Source organism: Fictibacillus halophilus, assembly GCF_042680145.1.
GTDB lineage: Bacteria > Bacillota > Bacilli > Bacillales > Fictibacillaceae > Fictibacillus > Fictibacillus halophilus_A.
In genome coordinates this window covers 1,455,446-1,470,818 of sequence record NZ_JBHTNQ010000001.1, presented here as the reverse complement: position 1 = coordinate 1,470,818, position 15,373 = coordinate 1,455,446, and the positions used below count along the sequence as shown (strand labels likewise).

At 36.7% G+C, this 15,373-nt stretch carries 18 protein-coding genes and 1 tRNA gene; 4 read left to right on the top strand and 15 right to left on the bottom strand.

Going from position 1 to position 15,373, the window contains the following annotated elements; all coding sequences use genetic code 11:
• Together msrA and ACFQ4X_RS07670 are read right to left on the bottom strand one after the other, a co-directional pair.
• Positions 1-963, bottom strand: a complete 963-nt coding sequence (gene msrA / locus ACFQ4X_RS07675) for a peptide-methionine (S)-S-oxide reductase MsrA (RefSeq protein ID WP_379834167.1) — start codon at positions 961-963, stop codon at positions 1-3.
• A gap of 77 nt (positions 964-1,040) precedes the next feature.
• On the bottom strand, positions 1,041-1,994 hold the full coding sequence (locus ACFQ4X_RS07670; RefSeq protein WP_379834166.1) for a DMT family transporter: 954 nt from the start codon (positions 1,992-1,994) through the stop codon (positions 1,041-1,043).
• 77 nt (positions 1,995-2,071) lie between these two features.
• Between ACFQ4X_RS07670 and ACFQ4X_RS07665 the strand changes: the two genes are divergently transcribed.
• Positions 2,072-2,896 carry a GDSL-type esterase/lipase family protein gene (locus ACFQ4X_RS07665; RefSeq protein ID WP_379834164.1) on the top strand — a complete coding sequence of 275 codons (825 nt, stop codon included), beginning with the start codon at positions 2,072-2,074 and terminating at the stop codon, positions 2,894-2,896.
• Here ACFQ4X_RS07665 and ACFQ4X_RS07660 read toward each other — a convergent pair.
• Positions 2,890-3,282, bottom strand: a complete 393-nt coding sequence (locus ACFQ4X_RS07660) for a group-specific protein (RefSeq protein WP_379834162.1) — start codon at positions 3,280-3,282, stop codon at positions 2,890-2,892. The genes ACFQ4X_RS07665 and ACFQ4X_RS07660 overlap by 7 nt on opposite strands.
• 143 nt (positions 3,283-3,425) lie before the next feature.
• Between ACFQ4X_RS07660 and proC the strand changes: the two genes are divergently transcribed.
• Both proC and ACFQ4X_RS07650 read left to right on the top strand, forming a co-directional pair.
• A complete protein-coding gene (gene proC / locus ACFQ4X_RS07655) occupies positions 3,426-4,286 on the top strand; it encodes a pyrroline-5-carboxylate reductase (RefSeq protein ID WP_379834161.1) in 861 nt (286 codons plus the stop codon).
• A 457-nt stretch (positions 4,287-4,743) separates the two neighbouring features.
• On the top strand, positions 4,744-5,133 hold the full coding sequence (locus tag ACFQ4X_RS07650; protein ID WP_379834159.1) for a hypothetical protein: 390 nt from the start codon (positions 4,744-4,746) through the stop codon (positions 5,131-5,133).
• Positions 5,134-5,140: 7 nt separating this feature from the next.
• Here the strand turns inward: ACFQ4X_RS07650 and ACFQ4X_RS07645 are convergent, their stop codons facing one another.
• From ACFQ4X_RS07645 to ACFQ4X_RS07590, 12 genes are all read right to left on the bottom strand, one after another.
• Positions 5,141-6,352: a DUF2515 family protein gene (locus tag ACFQ4X_RS07645; RefSeq protein ID WP_379834158.1), complete on the bottom strand. Its 1,212-nt coding sequence runs from the start codon at positions 6,350-6,352 to the stop codon at positions 5,141-5,143.
• A 90-nt stretch (positions 6,353-6,442) separates the two neighbouring features.
• Positions 6,443-7,015 (bottom strand): DUF502 domain-containing protein, encoded by a 573-nt coding sequence (locus ACFQ4X_RS07640; protein WP_379834156.1) that lies wholly within the window; start codon positions 7,013-7,015, stop codon positions 6,443-6,445.
• An 18-nt stretch (positions 7,016-7,033) separates the two neighbouring features.
• On the bottom strand, positions 7,034-7,903 hold the full coding sequence (gene dat / locus ACFQ4X_RS07635) for a D-amino-acid transaminase (protein ID WP_379834154.1): 870 nt from the start codon (positions 7,901-7,903) through the stop codon (positions 7,034-7,036).
• A gap of 104 nt (positions 7,904-8,007) precedes the next feature.
• Positions 8,008-9,957, bottom strand: a complete 1,950-nt coding sequence (locus ACFQ4X_RS07630) for a phospholipase D-like domain-containing protein (RefSeq protein ID WP_379834153.1) — start codon at positions 9,955-9,957, stop codon at positions 8,008-8,010.
• A 436-nt stretch (positions 9,958-10,393) separates the two neighbouring features.
• Positions 10,394-10,645: a hypothetical protein gene (locus tag ACFQ4X_RS07625; RefSeq protein WP_379834151.1), complete on the bottom strand. Its 252-nt coding sequence runs from the start codon at positions 10,643-10,645 to the stop codon at positions 10,394-10,396.
• A 91-nt stretch (positions 10,646-10,736) separates the two neighbouring features.
• A complete protein-coding gene (gene nadE / locus ACFQ4X_RS07620; protein WP_379837076.1) occupies positions 10,737-11,552 on the bottom strand; it encodes an ammonia-dependent NAD(+) synthetase in 816 nt (271 codons plus the stop codon).
• 68 nt (positions 11,553-11,620) lie between these two features.
• Positions 11,621-11,995 carry a kinase-associated lipoprotein B gene (locus ACFQ4X_RS07615; protein ID WP_379834150.1) on the bottom strand — a complete coding sequence of 125 codons (375 nt, stop codon included), beginning with the start codon at positions 11,993-11,995 and terminating at the stop codon, positions 11,621-11,623.
• Positions 11,982-12,302, bottom strand: coding sequence for a hypothetical protein (locus ACFQ4X_RS07610; RefSeq protein WP_379834148.1), 321 nt, complete (start codon positions 12,300-12,302; stop codon positions 11,982-11,984). The genes ACFQ4X_RS07615 and ACFQ4X_RS07610 overlap by 14 nt, the downstream gene beginning before the upstream one ends.
• An 82-nt stretch (positions 12,303-12,384) precedes the next feature.
• On the bottom strand, positions 12,385-13,305 hold the full coding sequence (locus ACFQ4X_RS07605; protein ID WP_379834147.1) for a rhodanese-related sulfurtransferase: 921 nt from the start codon (positions 13,303-13,305) through the stop codon (positions 12,385-12,387).
• Positions 13,306-13,427: 122 nt separating this feature from the next.
• Positions 13,428-13,502: transfer RNA gene (locus ACFQ4X_RS07600), tRNA-Arg, on the bottom strand.
• Between the two features lie 80 nt (positions 13,503-13,582).
• Positions 13,583-13,957: a DUF2203 domain-containing protein gene (locus ACFQ4X_RS07595; RefSeq protein WP_379834145.1), complete on the bottom strand. Its 375-nt coding sequence runs from the start codon at positions 13,955-13,957 to the stop codon at positions 13,583-13,585.
• Between the two features lie 99 nt (positions 13,958-14,056).
• The gene (locus tag ACFQ4X_RS07590; protein ID WP_066289963.1) at positions 14,057-14,341 is read right to left on the bottom strand and encodes a hypothetical protein; all 285 of its coding nucleotides are present in this window, start codon (positions 14,339-14,341) and stop codon (positions 14,057-14,059) included.
• A gap of 190 nt (positions 14,342-14,531) precedes the next feature.
• Here ACFQ4X_RS07590 and ACFQ4X_RS07585 point away from each other — a divergent pair, with 190 nt between their 5' ends.
• Positions 14,532-15,272, top strand: coding sequence for a DUF6081 family protein (locus ACFQ4X_RS07585; protein WP_379834143.1), 741 nt, complete (start codon positions 14,532-14,534; stop codon positions 15,270-15,272).
• The last annotated feature ends 101 nt before the right edge of the window (positions 15,273-15,373 follow it).

The following is a 15,373-nucleotide window of genomic DNA, read 5'->3' as shown; positions in this document are numbered from 1 at the left end:
TTATTTGTTTTCAAAAAGTGTCAAGTATTCTCCATAACCCGTTTCCCTTAATTGGTCTTTCGAAATAAAACGGAGAGCAGCAGAATTTATGCAATAACGAAGACCACCTTTATCTCTAGGGCCATCTGTGAAAACATGGCCGAGATGAGAATCAGCTTCTTTGCTTCTGACTTCTGTTCGAATCATCCCATGAGAAAGGTCTTCTTTTTCATCAACTGTCGAAGAACGAACAGGTTTAGTAAAGCTTGGCCATCCGCAGCTGCTGTCAAACTTATCAAGAGAACTGAAAAGCGGTTCTCCAGAAACAATATCGACATAAAGACCTTCTTCAGTGTGATCCCAAAATTCATTCTGGAATGGCGGTTCTGTTGCATCGTTTTGTGTAACGTTATATTGCATTGGGTTTAGTGTTTTCAGTATTTCTTCTTTTTTCTCTTTATCCTCCCAATGTGATTTAATAAAGAGGTCACGTCCAGAACCCTGTCTGTATCTTTTATAATGAAACGGATTTTTCTTATGATAATCCTGATGATATTCTTCAGCTTTATAAAAAGTCTGAGCAGGCAGTATTAAGGTTGCAATTGGCTTATCGAATCGTCCACTCTCCTGTAATTCAGCTTTGGATTGTTCAGCTATTTTTTTTTGATCTTCATTGTGATAGAAGATGGCTGTGCGATAAGAGTCTCCCCGATCGTAGAATTGTCCTCCGGCATCTGTAGGGTCAATTTGCTTCCAGAAAACAGATACTATTTTTTCATAAGAAATGATTGATGGGTCAAAAGTGATTTGGACAGCTTCAAAATGTCCAGTCGTTTCACTGCACACTTCTTTATACGTAGGGTTTTCTTTTTGTCCTCCTGTATAGCCTGATTCAACTTTAATAATCCCTGGCCACTCTTCAAAAGGTGTTACCATGCACCAAAAGCAGCCTCCTGCAAAAGCAGCAATCTCATAATCCTTCATGAAATCAAACTCCTTATTATATATTTGTTCCATCATATAAGAATGTCCTACAAAAGCATAGAAAAAGGCTTTATCGATTAAGTGTCATTACCCTTTTTTACGATGGGTCCTGCAGTTACAGGACTTTTTATCGGAGCTGGTGGTTTATCTTTCTTCAGTTTTCGGGTATTTTTTAAAAAGTAATAAAGTCCTAATAACACGATTGCTCCACCAGCCCATTGTGAGAAAGATAATGTTTCATTTAATAATACATACGCAAGCAATGTAGCTCCTACAGGCTCGCCTAATATTGCCATAGAGATAGTTGCAGCAGTTACGTATTTAAGAAGCCAATTAAAAAGAACATGTCCAAAAACTGTTGGCACAATGGCTAGCAATAAAAATATACCCCAATCTTTATCGGAATATCCTGTCATTGGGATGTGTAAAAGTGTATTGTAAACAGCAAAAACGATAACTGCAGATAAAAATACAGAAAAACTATAAATTACAGCGGGTATCGTTTTAAGGAGCTTTTGACCGATCAGCATATGAACAGCAACAACGATTGTTCCTAATATGGATAGTATATCTCCTTGTATGTGCTCTTTCGAGATACCAATGTCTCCCCAGCCAATCATGACAGCACCTGTAATGGCAACAAGCATTCCTATAACGGCTGGTTTTGATGTTTTTTCACGAAAAGCAATGTATGCTCCTGCCATAACAAAAACAGGCTGCAGTGAAAGCAAGATTGTTGAGCTTGCCACAGTTGTTAACTTTAAAGAACCCATCCAAAACAAGAAGTGAAGAGCTAAGAATGTTCCTGATAAAAGCAACAGCATCCATTCTCTTAAAGAAATGCTTTTAAGAGCTTTTATGTGCTTCAATGTAAATGGCAGCATTAGAAATAAAGTAAACAAAAGCCGGTACATCCCTTGCACAGATACAGGAGCGTCTGACCATTTCACAAAAATAGATGAAAATGATATAGCGATAATTCCGATAATCAATGGAATGAAAACGGGTATTTTAAGCGTATCGTTCGTCAAATTGTCACCTTGCACTTTCTAGGCATATTTATGTTAATATCTTTTAATATAAAAATATTTAAGGAGGAGGGATAAAAATGAAGAAAAGATATATCGTATCCTTGCTTCTTCTATTCATCATAATTGGTACAGCTGGGTGGTATTACTATCCACAGTATAAAATAAACCAAATTAAAGAAGCATCGGTTATAGTTAAAAGTGAAAATAAGGATAAGGGTCAAATCACTTATCTTGATTACTTCAAAGACAGTCCAAAATCCACATTCAGTCATTTAGTACTTGGTGATTCAGTTGCTCAAGGGAGAGGTTCTGAAGAAGGCGGATTTGCTCAAAAGGTAAATACAAATCTCCAAAGCTTAACTGACAAAACCTTTGTTCTTGAAAACCAAGGAATTTCTGGTGCAACCAGCCAAGGTTTGTTGAATCAGCTGCGAATAGCTGCCGTGCAAGAATCGGTAAAAAAAGCAGATATTATTTCGATTAATATTGGCGGCAATGATCTGGTTCAAATCGCAAAAGAAGAAGGTCCTCTGAAAGCTATTCAAAGCTATGATGAAGTTAAAACCGGCTACGAACAGAATTTAGAAGATATATTTGAGCTTATCCGTAAACATAACCCGGATGCTGTATTGGTGCTTAATGAATTATATAATGTTGTGAAGTCTGAGAAAAACTATTATCCAGCAACAGAAAAATTATTGAATGACTGGAATTTAATTGCATATGAAACAGCACTTTCCCATCAGCCGTCTGTAGTGGTTCCTGTAAGTGACGCACTTCAAACTGAAGATATTGATAAATGGCTTTATGACTCCATTCATCCTAATGATGAAGGATATGACAGAATTGCCGAAAAAACGATTACAACTTTTCAAAATCATTCTTATAAAAAAGCTCAATAATTCATTGAAATACAAGTATCATTCAATACTTTAATATCTCCGTTCCAATGTTTAATCTCCGGTAAAAAATAGAAGGCTGTTGCATCACTTAGGTTATTTAGAATCCTGTCCGGATCATATAGAAATAGGAGCTTTTTACTGCCAAGCGCAATTCCCATTTCTGTATGACATCCTTTTCCGCCGGGCAGAATCACGATAACCACCTCTGATTCTAATACTCCTTCATATTCTTTTACTCCTATGTCTGTCAGTGTTACAATCGTTTCCGCTCTTTCATTCAAAGTCCAATCATATGTATGTTCCCATCCTAGTTGTGTCTGAATATCTTTTGCCATCTTTTGAACAAGCCCTTTATTTTTAAAACTGGATGCGATATAAAATTTCATTGTCTCTCCCCTACCTGTAAACGTTTTAATGTAAAAATCATATTACAATCCTGTAATAATGAACAGATAAACTTGCATCTAATTGTGAACCTGTTAACATAGTACTTTATAAATAACAGTTAAAATTTTGAAAGAGGGGTTGCATGTTAAAACACAGAAACATTTCTTTTATTGGTGCAGGATCTATGGCAGAAGCAATGATATCAGGGCTTATTAACAAAGCTGGTATCTCGCCTGAAAGGATTACTGCAGCAAATCATTCTAATGTTGAAAGAAGATCTGAACTAATTAACAAATACGACATTCAAGCAGTTTCTTTTAATGAGCTTTCATTAAAGAATACAGATGTGATTATTCTTGCGGTAAAACCAAAACAAGCAGAAGAGGTTCTGCAGCAACTAAAGACGAATCTGCAAGACCACCATGTGATTTTATCAGTTCTTGCTGGAATATCAACACCATTCATTGAAGAGATAATCGGCAAACACCTCCCAGTAATCCGTGTTATGCCAAATACATCCAGTATGATTGGAGAATCCATAACGGGAATCAGTGCTGGTAAGTATGTAAAAAATGAAGATTTGGATTTAGCTCAAGAATTATCGAAAGCAATTGGCAAAGTAAAAATTATCTCTGAGAAACAAATGGATGTTTTCACAGGAATCGCAGGAAGCGGTCCGGCATATTTCTACTATCTGCTTGAACATATGGAAGATGTAGCAGTTGAGAACGGACTTGATCGAGAGATGGCTCGAGATATTGCAGCACAGACTTTATACGGAGCAAGTAAAATGGTTATGGAATCAGATGATTCACCTGCTGAGCTGCGCAAAAAGGTTACTTCACCGAACGGAACGACTGCAGCCGGCCTTGATGCTCTTGACGAAAACGGCGGCGGGAAAGCAATCGAAGCAGCTGTAGAAAATGCTGCTGAGCGCTCGAAAACATTGCGTAAAGAATTTGAAAAAGTACCTGTACTCTATGTAGTTTTTGGAAGTTGTTGATTTCCGGTCCAGGTACTCGCTTTCCGCGGGGCAGACGGTGAGCCACATTCGTACGTTTCACTTTTAAGTGTCTCACCTGCCCGCCAGTCCCGCAGGAGTCTCGCACCTTCCCCTTCAATCAACTTTTCAATGAAGATTTTCAAAACCTCTCTATAGCTACAATTTTCTAGAAAAGAGCCTTTTTGAAAGAAGAAAAAAAATCTATTGCTTTTGAAAGTTTTGATTTCCTGTCCAGGTACTCGCTTTCCGCGGGGCAGGCGGTGAGCCACATTTGTACGTTTCACTTTTAAGTGTCTCACCTGCCCGCCAGTCCCGCAGGAGTCTCGCACCTTTCACTACATTCAGGATGTAAATATAAAATTTGGACAGGGCGTTTTAATCAGTTCCTTCTAAGGGTTATGTCGCTTTTTGTATAGTTGAATATATATATATAGAAACTATTTTGAGGTGATTTTTTTTGAAAGAGAATTCCGTGAGAATGTTCCCTTATGGCGGATATGATCCTTTTTCCACTCCTTCTTCAAAAGTATTCTCCCAAAGCCATAACATCCCTGACAGACCACCTTATGCGCCAGCTGCTCCTGCTCCAACAATGCCGCAGCAATATATACAAGGATTCGCACAGCCATACATGCCATATATGCCGCCAATGATGCCGCCTGGATTAGCCCCCCATCCAATGATGCAGGGTATGCCATTTAATTCTCAGCAAGGCAGTCAGCAGAATGCATCTATGTATCCAAACACACAAGGCTCAGGATTTAATTTTGGCAAGATGATGGGTGGAGCTAACCAAGTTATGGGTCTAGCTCAGCAAATGGGAAACATACTTTCTTTATTTAAATAGAGCCCTTTTAAAGGCCTCTATTTTTTTTGATTAGCCGATAAAACTGTTTCAAAAGATATACAGTTTCTATTTGATGAAGTCCTGCCCAATAAGCCAACCGGATTTGAGGAGAAGGTTTTGAGACTAATCTGATCTGAGAAAATATATTTTTAGGATTAGAGAACCAATCAGAAGAATGAAAAGGTCCATGATAGTTTTTGTCCCACACTGCCTCAAGTTTAGGACTGTATAGTCTTTGATTTTTTTTTGTTTTAAAAAGAGATAACTTTTCTTTTGGCGATCCGCTGTTCTGATTTTTAGATACTGCAAAAACATCAGAATCATAATCAGAACGAGAGCCAGTATGGGGATTATTATCTGCGAAATTATAGACAGGATCAAAGTTGTTATACTGAAAGAGCATCACGTATAAGTTTTGCCCTAACTCTATCCGTTTTTCTATTGTTTCAAACCCTTGCATGATATCCCCTATTGAATTGTTGATAGGCAGTATAGGAAAGAGAATTTGTGAAAGGTGAAGCCAATCCTGGAGCTTGAAAGATAATTGGTTTTGCAATTTTTGAAACTGTTCTGTTCTAATCAAATGCTTCTCGATATGGCTTTGTTCATTAATTATTTGAGCCGATGGCAATAAAGGAGTACGGTCGCCATCGAAAAACATCTCCCATACACCTTCCATAAAAGAAGAAACATTAAAGAATTTACATAAGTTAAATAGTGAGATCTTCCTCTTTTTACTTTCTTCGTACAGAAGTAATTGAGGATAGGCATCCTGAAAAATAATACTGTTGCCTTTTTCGAGCATGAAATATAACTCTTCAATTACAGAACGATCTATTAAATCAGGCAAAAATTCACCTTTTAAATCTGTCATAAAATAACCCGCGTTCCTGGAGACCATATGCGCTAAAAAAGACCAGTGAACCTCAGGGTGTCTTTTATAAAAAGAAAGGTAGGCAGCAGTTCTTGTTATATTGTTTTTGTTATTAAGTGAGGTTTCCCTTTTAATTCGTTCTATTAATTCCTTGTCTTTTTGAAAAGTTATAGAGAGCCCGTCAGCACACTCCAATATTTTATTCCATTTACGCTTTAATTGCTGTTCTTGAATGGTATTGATTCTCCAGATTACCTTTTTCTTTTTTAAAATATAAAGAGGACGCATGATTATATGCAGCGGAATAAGTGTTAATTTTGTATAAATTCTCTTTGAGCTTGTCAATATTAACACCTTCCTTTACTCACAATGTATGAAAAGAAAAGGTTTATAACACAAAAAAGCACCCTTAAAATGTTAAGGATGCTTCTTCATTTATTTTGTTGCAACGCCACCTGAAAGCAAAAATTTCATTGCTTCTTCAGGTTTTACATCCAGGATTTTAATTCTTTCCTTAGGTACTAAAAATGTAAAACCTGCAATCTGGAAGGTTTGTGGAATGTAGACTGCTACGTGATCTGCTAGTTCTTCCCCTAGACTGCTTACGTCCTCTGTTGTGACAAACCCTACACTTTTCATATTGAGCTCTGGATATTCGATAAGTACAACTGTTGAGAATGACCGCTTTTCACCAAAGATTGAATGAACGGTATCCTTAATCACTGTATATACCGTTTTTACAAAAGGTGTTTTTTCAAGTACTCGATCAATAAGTCTAAATATCTTGCCTGATATATACTGTGTAGACATCCATCCTAAAACGGTTATTAAGACAATGGTTGTAATAAGGCCAATTCCCGGAATATAGTCTTCTTTTAATACATCCTTTAGTAAATTGCCCAAGATGCTGTCTAAGAAACCAAAGATCTTATAAATAATATATACCGCTAACACGATCGGAAGGATTGTTAATAACCCATTAATAAAATATTTGAGTAAATTCTTCATGTTTTCCTCTAACGTTTTTTAAGATTTCATTGCAGAAGTATTTAGTTCGATTTGAGTTTTAAATTGCTTTTGTAATTCAGCAGTAACAGGTCCAATTTTATATGCTTGTTCTTTGTTTCCTCTAAGTTGGACAACAGGCGTTACTTCCATTGTTGTACTTGTAATAAATACTTCATCTGCTTCAATAAGTTCTTCCACTGTAAACGATTCTTCTAATACTGGAACTTGAAGCTTTTCAGCAAGTTTAATAACGATTTGCCGAGTGATGCCATTTAAAATGAGGTTTGTAGCAGGATGTGTCTTAAGCGTACCATTTTTCACTATAAAAACATTGGATGATGAACCTTCAGTAACTGTCCCATCCCTATGCTGAATAGCTTCCTGACAGTCAAAATCTGCAGCTTTTCTTTTTGCCATTACATTACCAAGTAAATTTAAACTTTTGATATCACAGCGCAGCCATCGAATATCTTCTGTCAGATATGTTTGAATTCCATTGGACTGAGACTTTTCAATGGAATCTAAAGAAACTGACTTAGCAAACCCTGTAACCACACTCTGCATATTACGTTCATACAAATGATTACGAGGTGCAACCCCTCTTGTCATTTGAATATAAACCATTCCGTTAACAATATTATTTTTAGTTATTAATTCTTCTGTTAGGTGTTTGAAAGTTGCGATATCATAAGGCATTGCAAGTTCTAATTTTTTTGCGCTTTGCTCAAACCGATCAAAATGCTCATTAAATGCAAATGGTTTGCTGTCATATACAAAAACAACTTCATAAATACCATCACCGAATAAGTACCCTCTATCTTCAGGATCTACAGGTATTGAACCACTTTTAATTATCTGATCGTGATATAAAACGTATGAATTTTCCATTGATTAACCACCTCATCTATATAATATGTATGCGATTGAGCTTTCATCTACTGTAAATGAAAAAGTGACTCCCTTCAAGAGTCACTTTATTACAAATTTATATTTTATTGAATAGCACCGCCGGCTTGTTCATATCTTGCCATAAATTCTTGTTTGAATTGATTCGTAATAGATAAGTCATGAATCCACAATGCATTTTCGTCATTTACATCGTTTCCGTTTGTACTCCAGTTTGTAGAACCTGTAATAACTAACGGGTCACTGGAAGTATCAGCATCAATGATAAAGTATTTATGATGAAGTTTTCTTGATTCCTTATCCATATAAACCGGAGCAGGATTTTTCCAGCGTGTATTTGGGTTGTTTGTACTCGTTTGCGAAGCAGTTCTTCCTGTCATATCCACAGATGCTGACCACCACATATTCCAGAATGAATCATCAAAAACCCCTTTGATATCAAAGCCAGTAAGTGTACCTTCCATGTCATTAAGAGATCCTTCCCATTTCACTTTCAGCGTATCAACAAGTGATTGATCGGACCATGCAAATATACTAAAATACGTATTTTGATCAGCTGATGATTCTATAGTCTCATTCATTTTAGGAACTGCATTATCACCAGGAGAGAAATATACTTCTATTACTTTGCCTCCTACTGTAACTTGGTGCGGGGTATTATCTGTTTTGCGAGATCCATAGTTAGAAACTGCAGGATTTGGCTTCACATCTGCACTTCCCCACATTTCATCAAATTCAGTCTTATATATTGATGATAGTTCAGTTGAATGCAATTCAATTGAATGATTGGAGTTTCCATCTAAGATCCCTGACTCTCTGTTCTCATCTGTACCGTAAAGACCTGTAGTGGTAAAGTTCCAGCTCCCTGTAAATACCCATTTCCCATCAATAATAAGATATTTATTATGCATTTGATCATCTGGTGAATAATAAGCATTTGAATCTTTGGACTCCCCATCGACAAGCATGTGTCCTGTTTGACTGCCGCTACCGACATTTACAGTACGCTGTGTGAAATCCTGATAACCGGTTTGAGAGAGGTTATACTGAGATCGTTTCGCGGAATCCTCTACGGCAAAGATTATTGAATCTGAAAAAATATGAACATCATCAGCAGTGTTAACTGCTCCGTCTTTTCCTCTAGTTAATTTCTCTAAATAAAGTTTCATAAGTTCGTATCTTGCATCATGCTCAGCATCACTTAATGGCTTTGCATCAGCGATCATACGAACTGTAACACCTGCCGCAGCCTTATCAATTAAAGCATTAACTACGTTAGGAAGATTAATCTCATATGTAGCTATATCAATAGATTCTGTTGCTTCGTTAATCCGATTAATTAAACGGTTTTCTAAGTTCACATTATAGTTAGCCGTATTACCAGGTGTTGCAAACTGAGTTAATGCACTTTTATTAAAATAAACATTTATGGCTCCAACTTCATTGCTTATATTATTTAATTGTTCTGGCTGACCGTTTGAAGTACCACTCACTGTTCCAGGTGTACCAAATCCTGCGTCATAGTTTACAGTTGCAGTTTGCCAATTCTGAGGGTCATCACCGGATGCAGACGGGCTTTTTCTTTCCATCGTCGCTCTTGACGCAGAATCGCCCGCATACCAGCTCGAAATAGTGTCAATTGATTGATTAGCTCCATCAACTAGTTCTAGAAATTCTCCGGTATTTGAGAGAGCTCCTGTATAGATCTGGTCGGCTGTCATTCCAGGAACTGTTGAATCGTCTGTTCTTTCGAGTAAAAAAGTATCTCCGGGGCTGATTGAGCCTGTGAGTTGCACAGATGGAGTTCCGTCGGAAGCTTTAAGTGTCCAACCATCTAGCTGTATGATCTCGTTTGTCGGATTAAAGAGTTCAACCCATTCATCGTTTGCATCAATGGTTGTCCCCATCCATGCTACTTCAGATATGACTGGCCCTTCACTTGTTCCTGCAGCACCAACGGATGAATTATACGGTGACTGTACAGAAATTACGGATGTTATTATGACAAAAGCAGATAAACATTTTTTCCATTTCATAAAACAAACCCCTTTTTTGCAATGATTTTGTAAAGCCAAAAAAATCATAGCATAGGAAAGCTAAGGAGTTAGCATGCATTTTCAATTGTAAAGAAAATTGCTCCTAAAGAACTTTTTATATAAAAGATTTGTGAAGATTTTAAGTATAATGTCCTACTAACTTAGTTATAGAACATATTTTCAAATGGTTGTTTTCAAAAGATTGTGGCATCAGGGCATTTTGTTACCGCTCTTCATCGACAAATTGATTGAAGCGCAAGGTGCGAGACTCCTGCGGGAGAAGCGGGACAGGTGAGACACAGCAGGTGCAAAGCGCCAAGGTGGCTCACCGCACGCCCCGCGGAAAGCGAGCACCTGGAGCGGAAATCAACCGCTTCCAAGAGCAACGAAGACAACAGCCTCAAATAAAAAAACCGCTCTTTTCAGCGGTCTTTAATTACTGTTTAACTGTCTTAACAACTTTATTGTCTTTAACAGTTACCATATAGAATTCATTGTCCATTTCGATTAAAAAATCTTCATCATATTGCTCTTTAAGTTCTTCCTCAATTTTAAAAGGTTTTTTAAAATGATCGTCGATCACATTAAGACGTTCTTTTCTGGTATTTTCACGATTAATCGAATCAAATACAAAATAAGCCAGAAATATAACACCTGCAACAATAATGATTTTTGCTGTTTTACTCAAATTAAGAATCCCCTTCCCCTTTTCTCCAAAAACAAGTATAACCTAAAATCCTTAAAACAAAAACACCTGGTATAAGACCAGGTGTTTCAGGTTATTTCCACCATGTATCATGAACTGAGGCAGGTGGATTACGTTTATGCATGGTTTGTACAAATCGTTTTTCAATTTTTTCTTTCGAAGATGCTGAGATTTCTTTTCCTTCTAAATAATTATCGATCTCTTCATATGTTACCCCTAATGCTGTTTCATCTGGAATAAGCGGTTTGTCATCTTCTAAATCAGCTGTCGGCACTTTTAAATAAAGGCGTTCGTCAGCTCCTAATTGTTTCAGTAAAGCTCTGCCTTGTCTCTTATTTAACCCAAATAAAGGAACGAGGTCACATGCACCGTCACCGTGTTTTGTGAAAAAACCAGTAATCGCTTCTGCTGCGTGGTCTGTTCCGATCACAAGACATTGATAGGCACCAGCTATATCGTATTGCACCTTCATTCTTTCTCGGGCTTTCGTATTTCCTTTAAGAAAGTTATTCAATTCTTTATCAGTTGCATCTTTGAAATTTTTCACCGAGGCATCTACTGCTGATTTAATATTGACCGTAAGAGAAATATCAGGATTAATAAATTTTAAAGCCAATTGTGCATCTTCTTCATCTTTTTGTACACCATATGGAAGTCTTACAGCAATAAATGAATATTCTTCACCTGTTTCCTCTCTCAGCTGTTCCAATGCAGTTTGAGCTAGTTTACCTGCTAATGTCGAATCCTGTCCTCCGCTAATTCCCAGGACATAACCCTTTGCACCTGTTCTTTTTACATAATCCTTCAAAAACTGTATTCTTTGATTTATTTCATCTTCAATATCTATTTCGGGTTTTACTAGTAATTCTTCGATTATTTTCTGCTGCAAATCCAATTATATCGCCACCTTATTATGTGTGTATTATCATTTCATTTCCACAATTTAAAGTTTCTTAATCAAATTTTATAATCTTTTTCTAATTGATAAAGACATTCCAGTGAACGTTTAGCCCAGTCACTATTATCTTCTTTAAGTTTATTTATGTAATTGCTTAAAGCTGTTCGTAACGATTCTTTGTATTCAGGAGGATTCCCATCATATTCTTTAATAGTATGTATTGGCACCCATGTTCTTTCTCCATTGCTTAAAGCTCTTCTTTCCTGAAAAAATGGAACGTCAGCTTTCTTTGGATTATGAAGATCTCCTTGCCAAGGATGAGATACAACTGCCAGAACTTTTAAGAGTACCATCTGATTTCTTTCATCTTCTGCCTCGCCTATATATTGCCCTGTTTTATAACTGGCAAGCACTAGTTTTTTATGTCCTGTCATTCTTTTTCGCCTCCAATGCACCTATTTCTTTTGATACAATGAAAGCTAGATCCTCGTTCCCAAATAAAGATAAAACCTGCATAAGCGTTTCATTAGCAATATCCTCTGCCTCTTCTTTAGTTACAGTCTGCTCAAGCATATGCATTACATATTCATTGTTTCCCTGGTCAGGATAGGCTTTTAAATAAACAGCTTTTGGATCAAGTCCGTTATTTACGCACCACTGGGCATAAATAATGATCATCATTCCTTCATCTTTTTGATAATTACTTATTACTTTTTCAGAAATTTCATTTGCACGGTTCACATTTGTTCCCCCTAGTACTAGTTGTTAAAGTTAACTTTAAAACAGGCAAAAAGAAAAAGCCAGTATATTTACTGGCTCTTGTTTAAACGCTTTGTTGTTCTTTACTTTCAGTTTCGTATCGGTTTCGAGGATGCTCCAAACATTCCTTTGTACATGAGCGTTTATGCTTAACTTCACAATCCGTACAGCAAACATGCTGTTTATTGCACTCTGGATTTGCGCAGTTTACGTATCGATCTTCTGTTTTGCCGCAATAATAACATTTAGAGATAACTACATCTTCTTCAGTACGATTAATTGGCACTGAGATCCGCTCGTCAAAAACATAACATTTACCGTTCCAGTATCGTCCTTGTACTTCAGGATCTTTTCCATAAGTTACGATACCGCCTTCAAGCTGTGAAACATCCTTAAAGCCTTCTTGCAATAAGAATCCTGAGAACTTTTCGCACCGGATTCCTCCCGTGCAATATGTTAATACTTTCTTATCTTTAAATTCACTTAAGTTTTCACGGACCCATTTTGGGAAATCGCGTGAAGCTTTTACATCAGGTTTAATCGCACCTTTGAAATGGCCGATTTCATATTCATAGTCATTACGACCATCAATAACGATAACATCTTCATCTTGAAGAGCTTCATAAAACTCTTTTGGCGACAATCGTTTACCCGAAAGCTGATTCGGATTCACATCTTCTTCGAAACGCCAAGTTACAAGTTCCTTTTTATGACGCACAAACATTTTTTTAAATGTATGCTCTTCAACTTCATCTATCTTAAAGACCATATCTTCAAAGCGAGGATCTGCTTTTAGATGATCCATATAGATTTGTGTTTGTTCAAATGTACCTGAAACTGTTCCGTTGATCCCTTCTGGCGCAACAATAATACGTCCTAGAAGTCCTAAATCCTTGCAAAACTTTAAATGTTCGTCTTTAAAGCTTTCCGGATCATCAATCGGTACATACTTATAATACAAAAGTACTCTCATTTTTTCTGACATTAATAATCACCAACCTGCAACGTTAGTTTATTTATGACGCCAAATAAAAAACCACCGGTCCCAATTACCATTCCCCGTGGTGAGTACCGGATTTACCGATATTCAGATATTCAATTGGAAAGTGGCGCGCCCACCAGGATTCGAACCCAGAATACGAGAGCCGAAATCTCGTGTGATATCCATTTCACTATAGGCGCTAATTACCGTCACGATTAATATCATAAACAATAAACAGAAATAAAACAAGAGTTTTTTACAACAATTTAATAGGGTTACCTTAATTTACTAAGTTCAATGGAGTAATTTTTTCTTCAGCACTTTGATATACGGTTATTAACGGTTCCTCTGGATGCCATTTGAAAATACCTTTGTCTTCATTTAAAATTGCGGGAAAATGAAGTGTAGATGAAAATGCATCTTCAAACCATACACCATGAGAAAGAATATTTGAGATGAAAATTTCAGCTTCCAATTCCATATATTGAATTCTTTTTTCCCATTCTGCTTTTTCAGCAGCATTTAAATGGGGCTCCACCTGCTGAAACGATTCGTACCAAAGGTCGAATTCTCTTTGCAGGTTATGCAGAGAATCAAATTCCTTTGAGAGTATTGGCAGCAGCTGATTCGCTTCTTCTAATGTATAACGTTTCATAAATCATGCTCCTTCATATTCTTGTCAGTATTATAACAAATGAAGGTATCCATGCACACTAAAAATGGCAAGAAGAAAACCTTTTGGTTTCCCAAAAGGCTAAATGGTAAGGCACATTTCTTTTTTTGGATTCTTTAAGTCCAAGTAAAAATCTCTGACAGTTTCATCTTCAAGCAGTTCAGGGAAATCTCTTCTGTATTCTGAACTGATTAAAATTTGTTCTACGAGATCTGCTGAACCTTTTCTAAGAAGCAGCCTCAATGTTAACCATTTGTCCCTTTTGGCTTTTAAATGAAATTTCGTAATAAACAACATGATTCTATCATCACAAGTAAACGTTTTTTCCTTTTCTTTTCGTAAATTAATATGAGATACAGTTTTCATAGAGAAACACCCTCCTTTAATTTGCGAGCTCTTAATACCATTATTATTCAGTTTTTTCTGAAATATACTTGTCCATGTAATAAATCTAGCTTTTTTATGGACGGGTATTAATAGAACAGCCAGCATTTGCCTCAATACTTTTTATTTGATTAAATAACTTTATAAAGCAAATAACTAGGAGCTGTGTTTAATGAAAAAACTTCAAAGTGAAATTGTACTGGGTAATTTTCATTCCATACTATCGGAATCTGACACATGGAAAATGGGAGGTTTCCCTCTTCCAGATGGATCATTCCATGAGTTTAGAGAGCCGGAAGCAGTTGTAATCGTAAGAAATGATGAACTATATGTCAGAGTTAATCCATTTACTAAAACCCACCCTTCTGTCCAATTTTTAGATAATGCAAAGCACATGTATTACTCTAAAGAACCAGTGAAAGTCCCTGAAGAAGGCAGCATCACATTTAAGTGGAATATGCGTTCCCGGCCTATCGGTACGAATCCTGGTGATTTATATGATGGATTTGTTTCTGTAAACTTATTAGATTTCACAACGGGTGCAGCGCTTGATTTCTTTGCTGGCAATGACCAGTATGCCAGTGTTTATGCTGTCCTCCCTTTTCCGGGTGTACAAGTTCCTGAAACGAATAAAACAAGATATTTTTGTATCTTTAAAGAAGAATCAGCTTTTAAGCAAAGAGAAAGGAATGAGTATCAGATCTCTTATAACCGTGTAGCCGATGAAGTTATTTTTTCGGTAAATGGTGAAGTAGTGAGAATTGAGAAAAATGTTCCGATTAAATTTAATGAATTTACAGTTGCACTTGGTTTAATGACAGAAAAAGACTTATCATCTGAAGGAAGTACTTCCCTTCATGGACAAGGTATCATTGGTGAATGGACACCAATGAAAATCTCAATAGAAGACTGATACAGCAATTCAGCTAATTCTCTTAAAGGTCTGCATGATGCGGGCCTTTTTTTATGTATTCTAGCAATAATATGAAAATTCCTTTTTTTGCGACAGTTTTA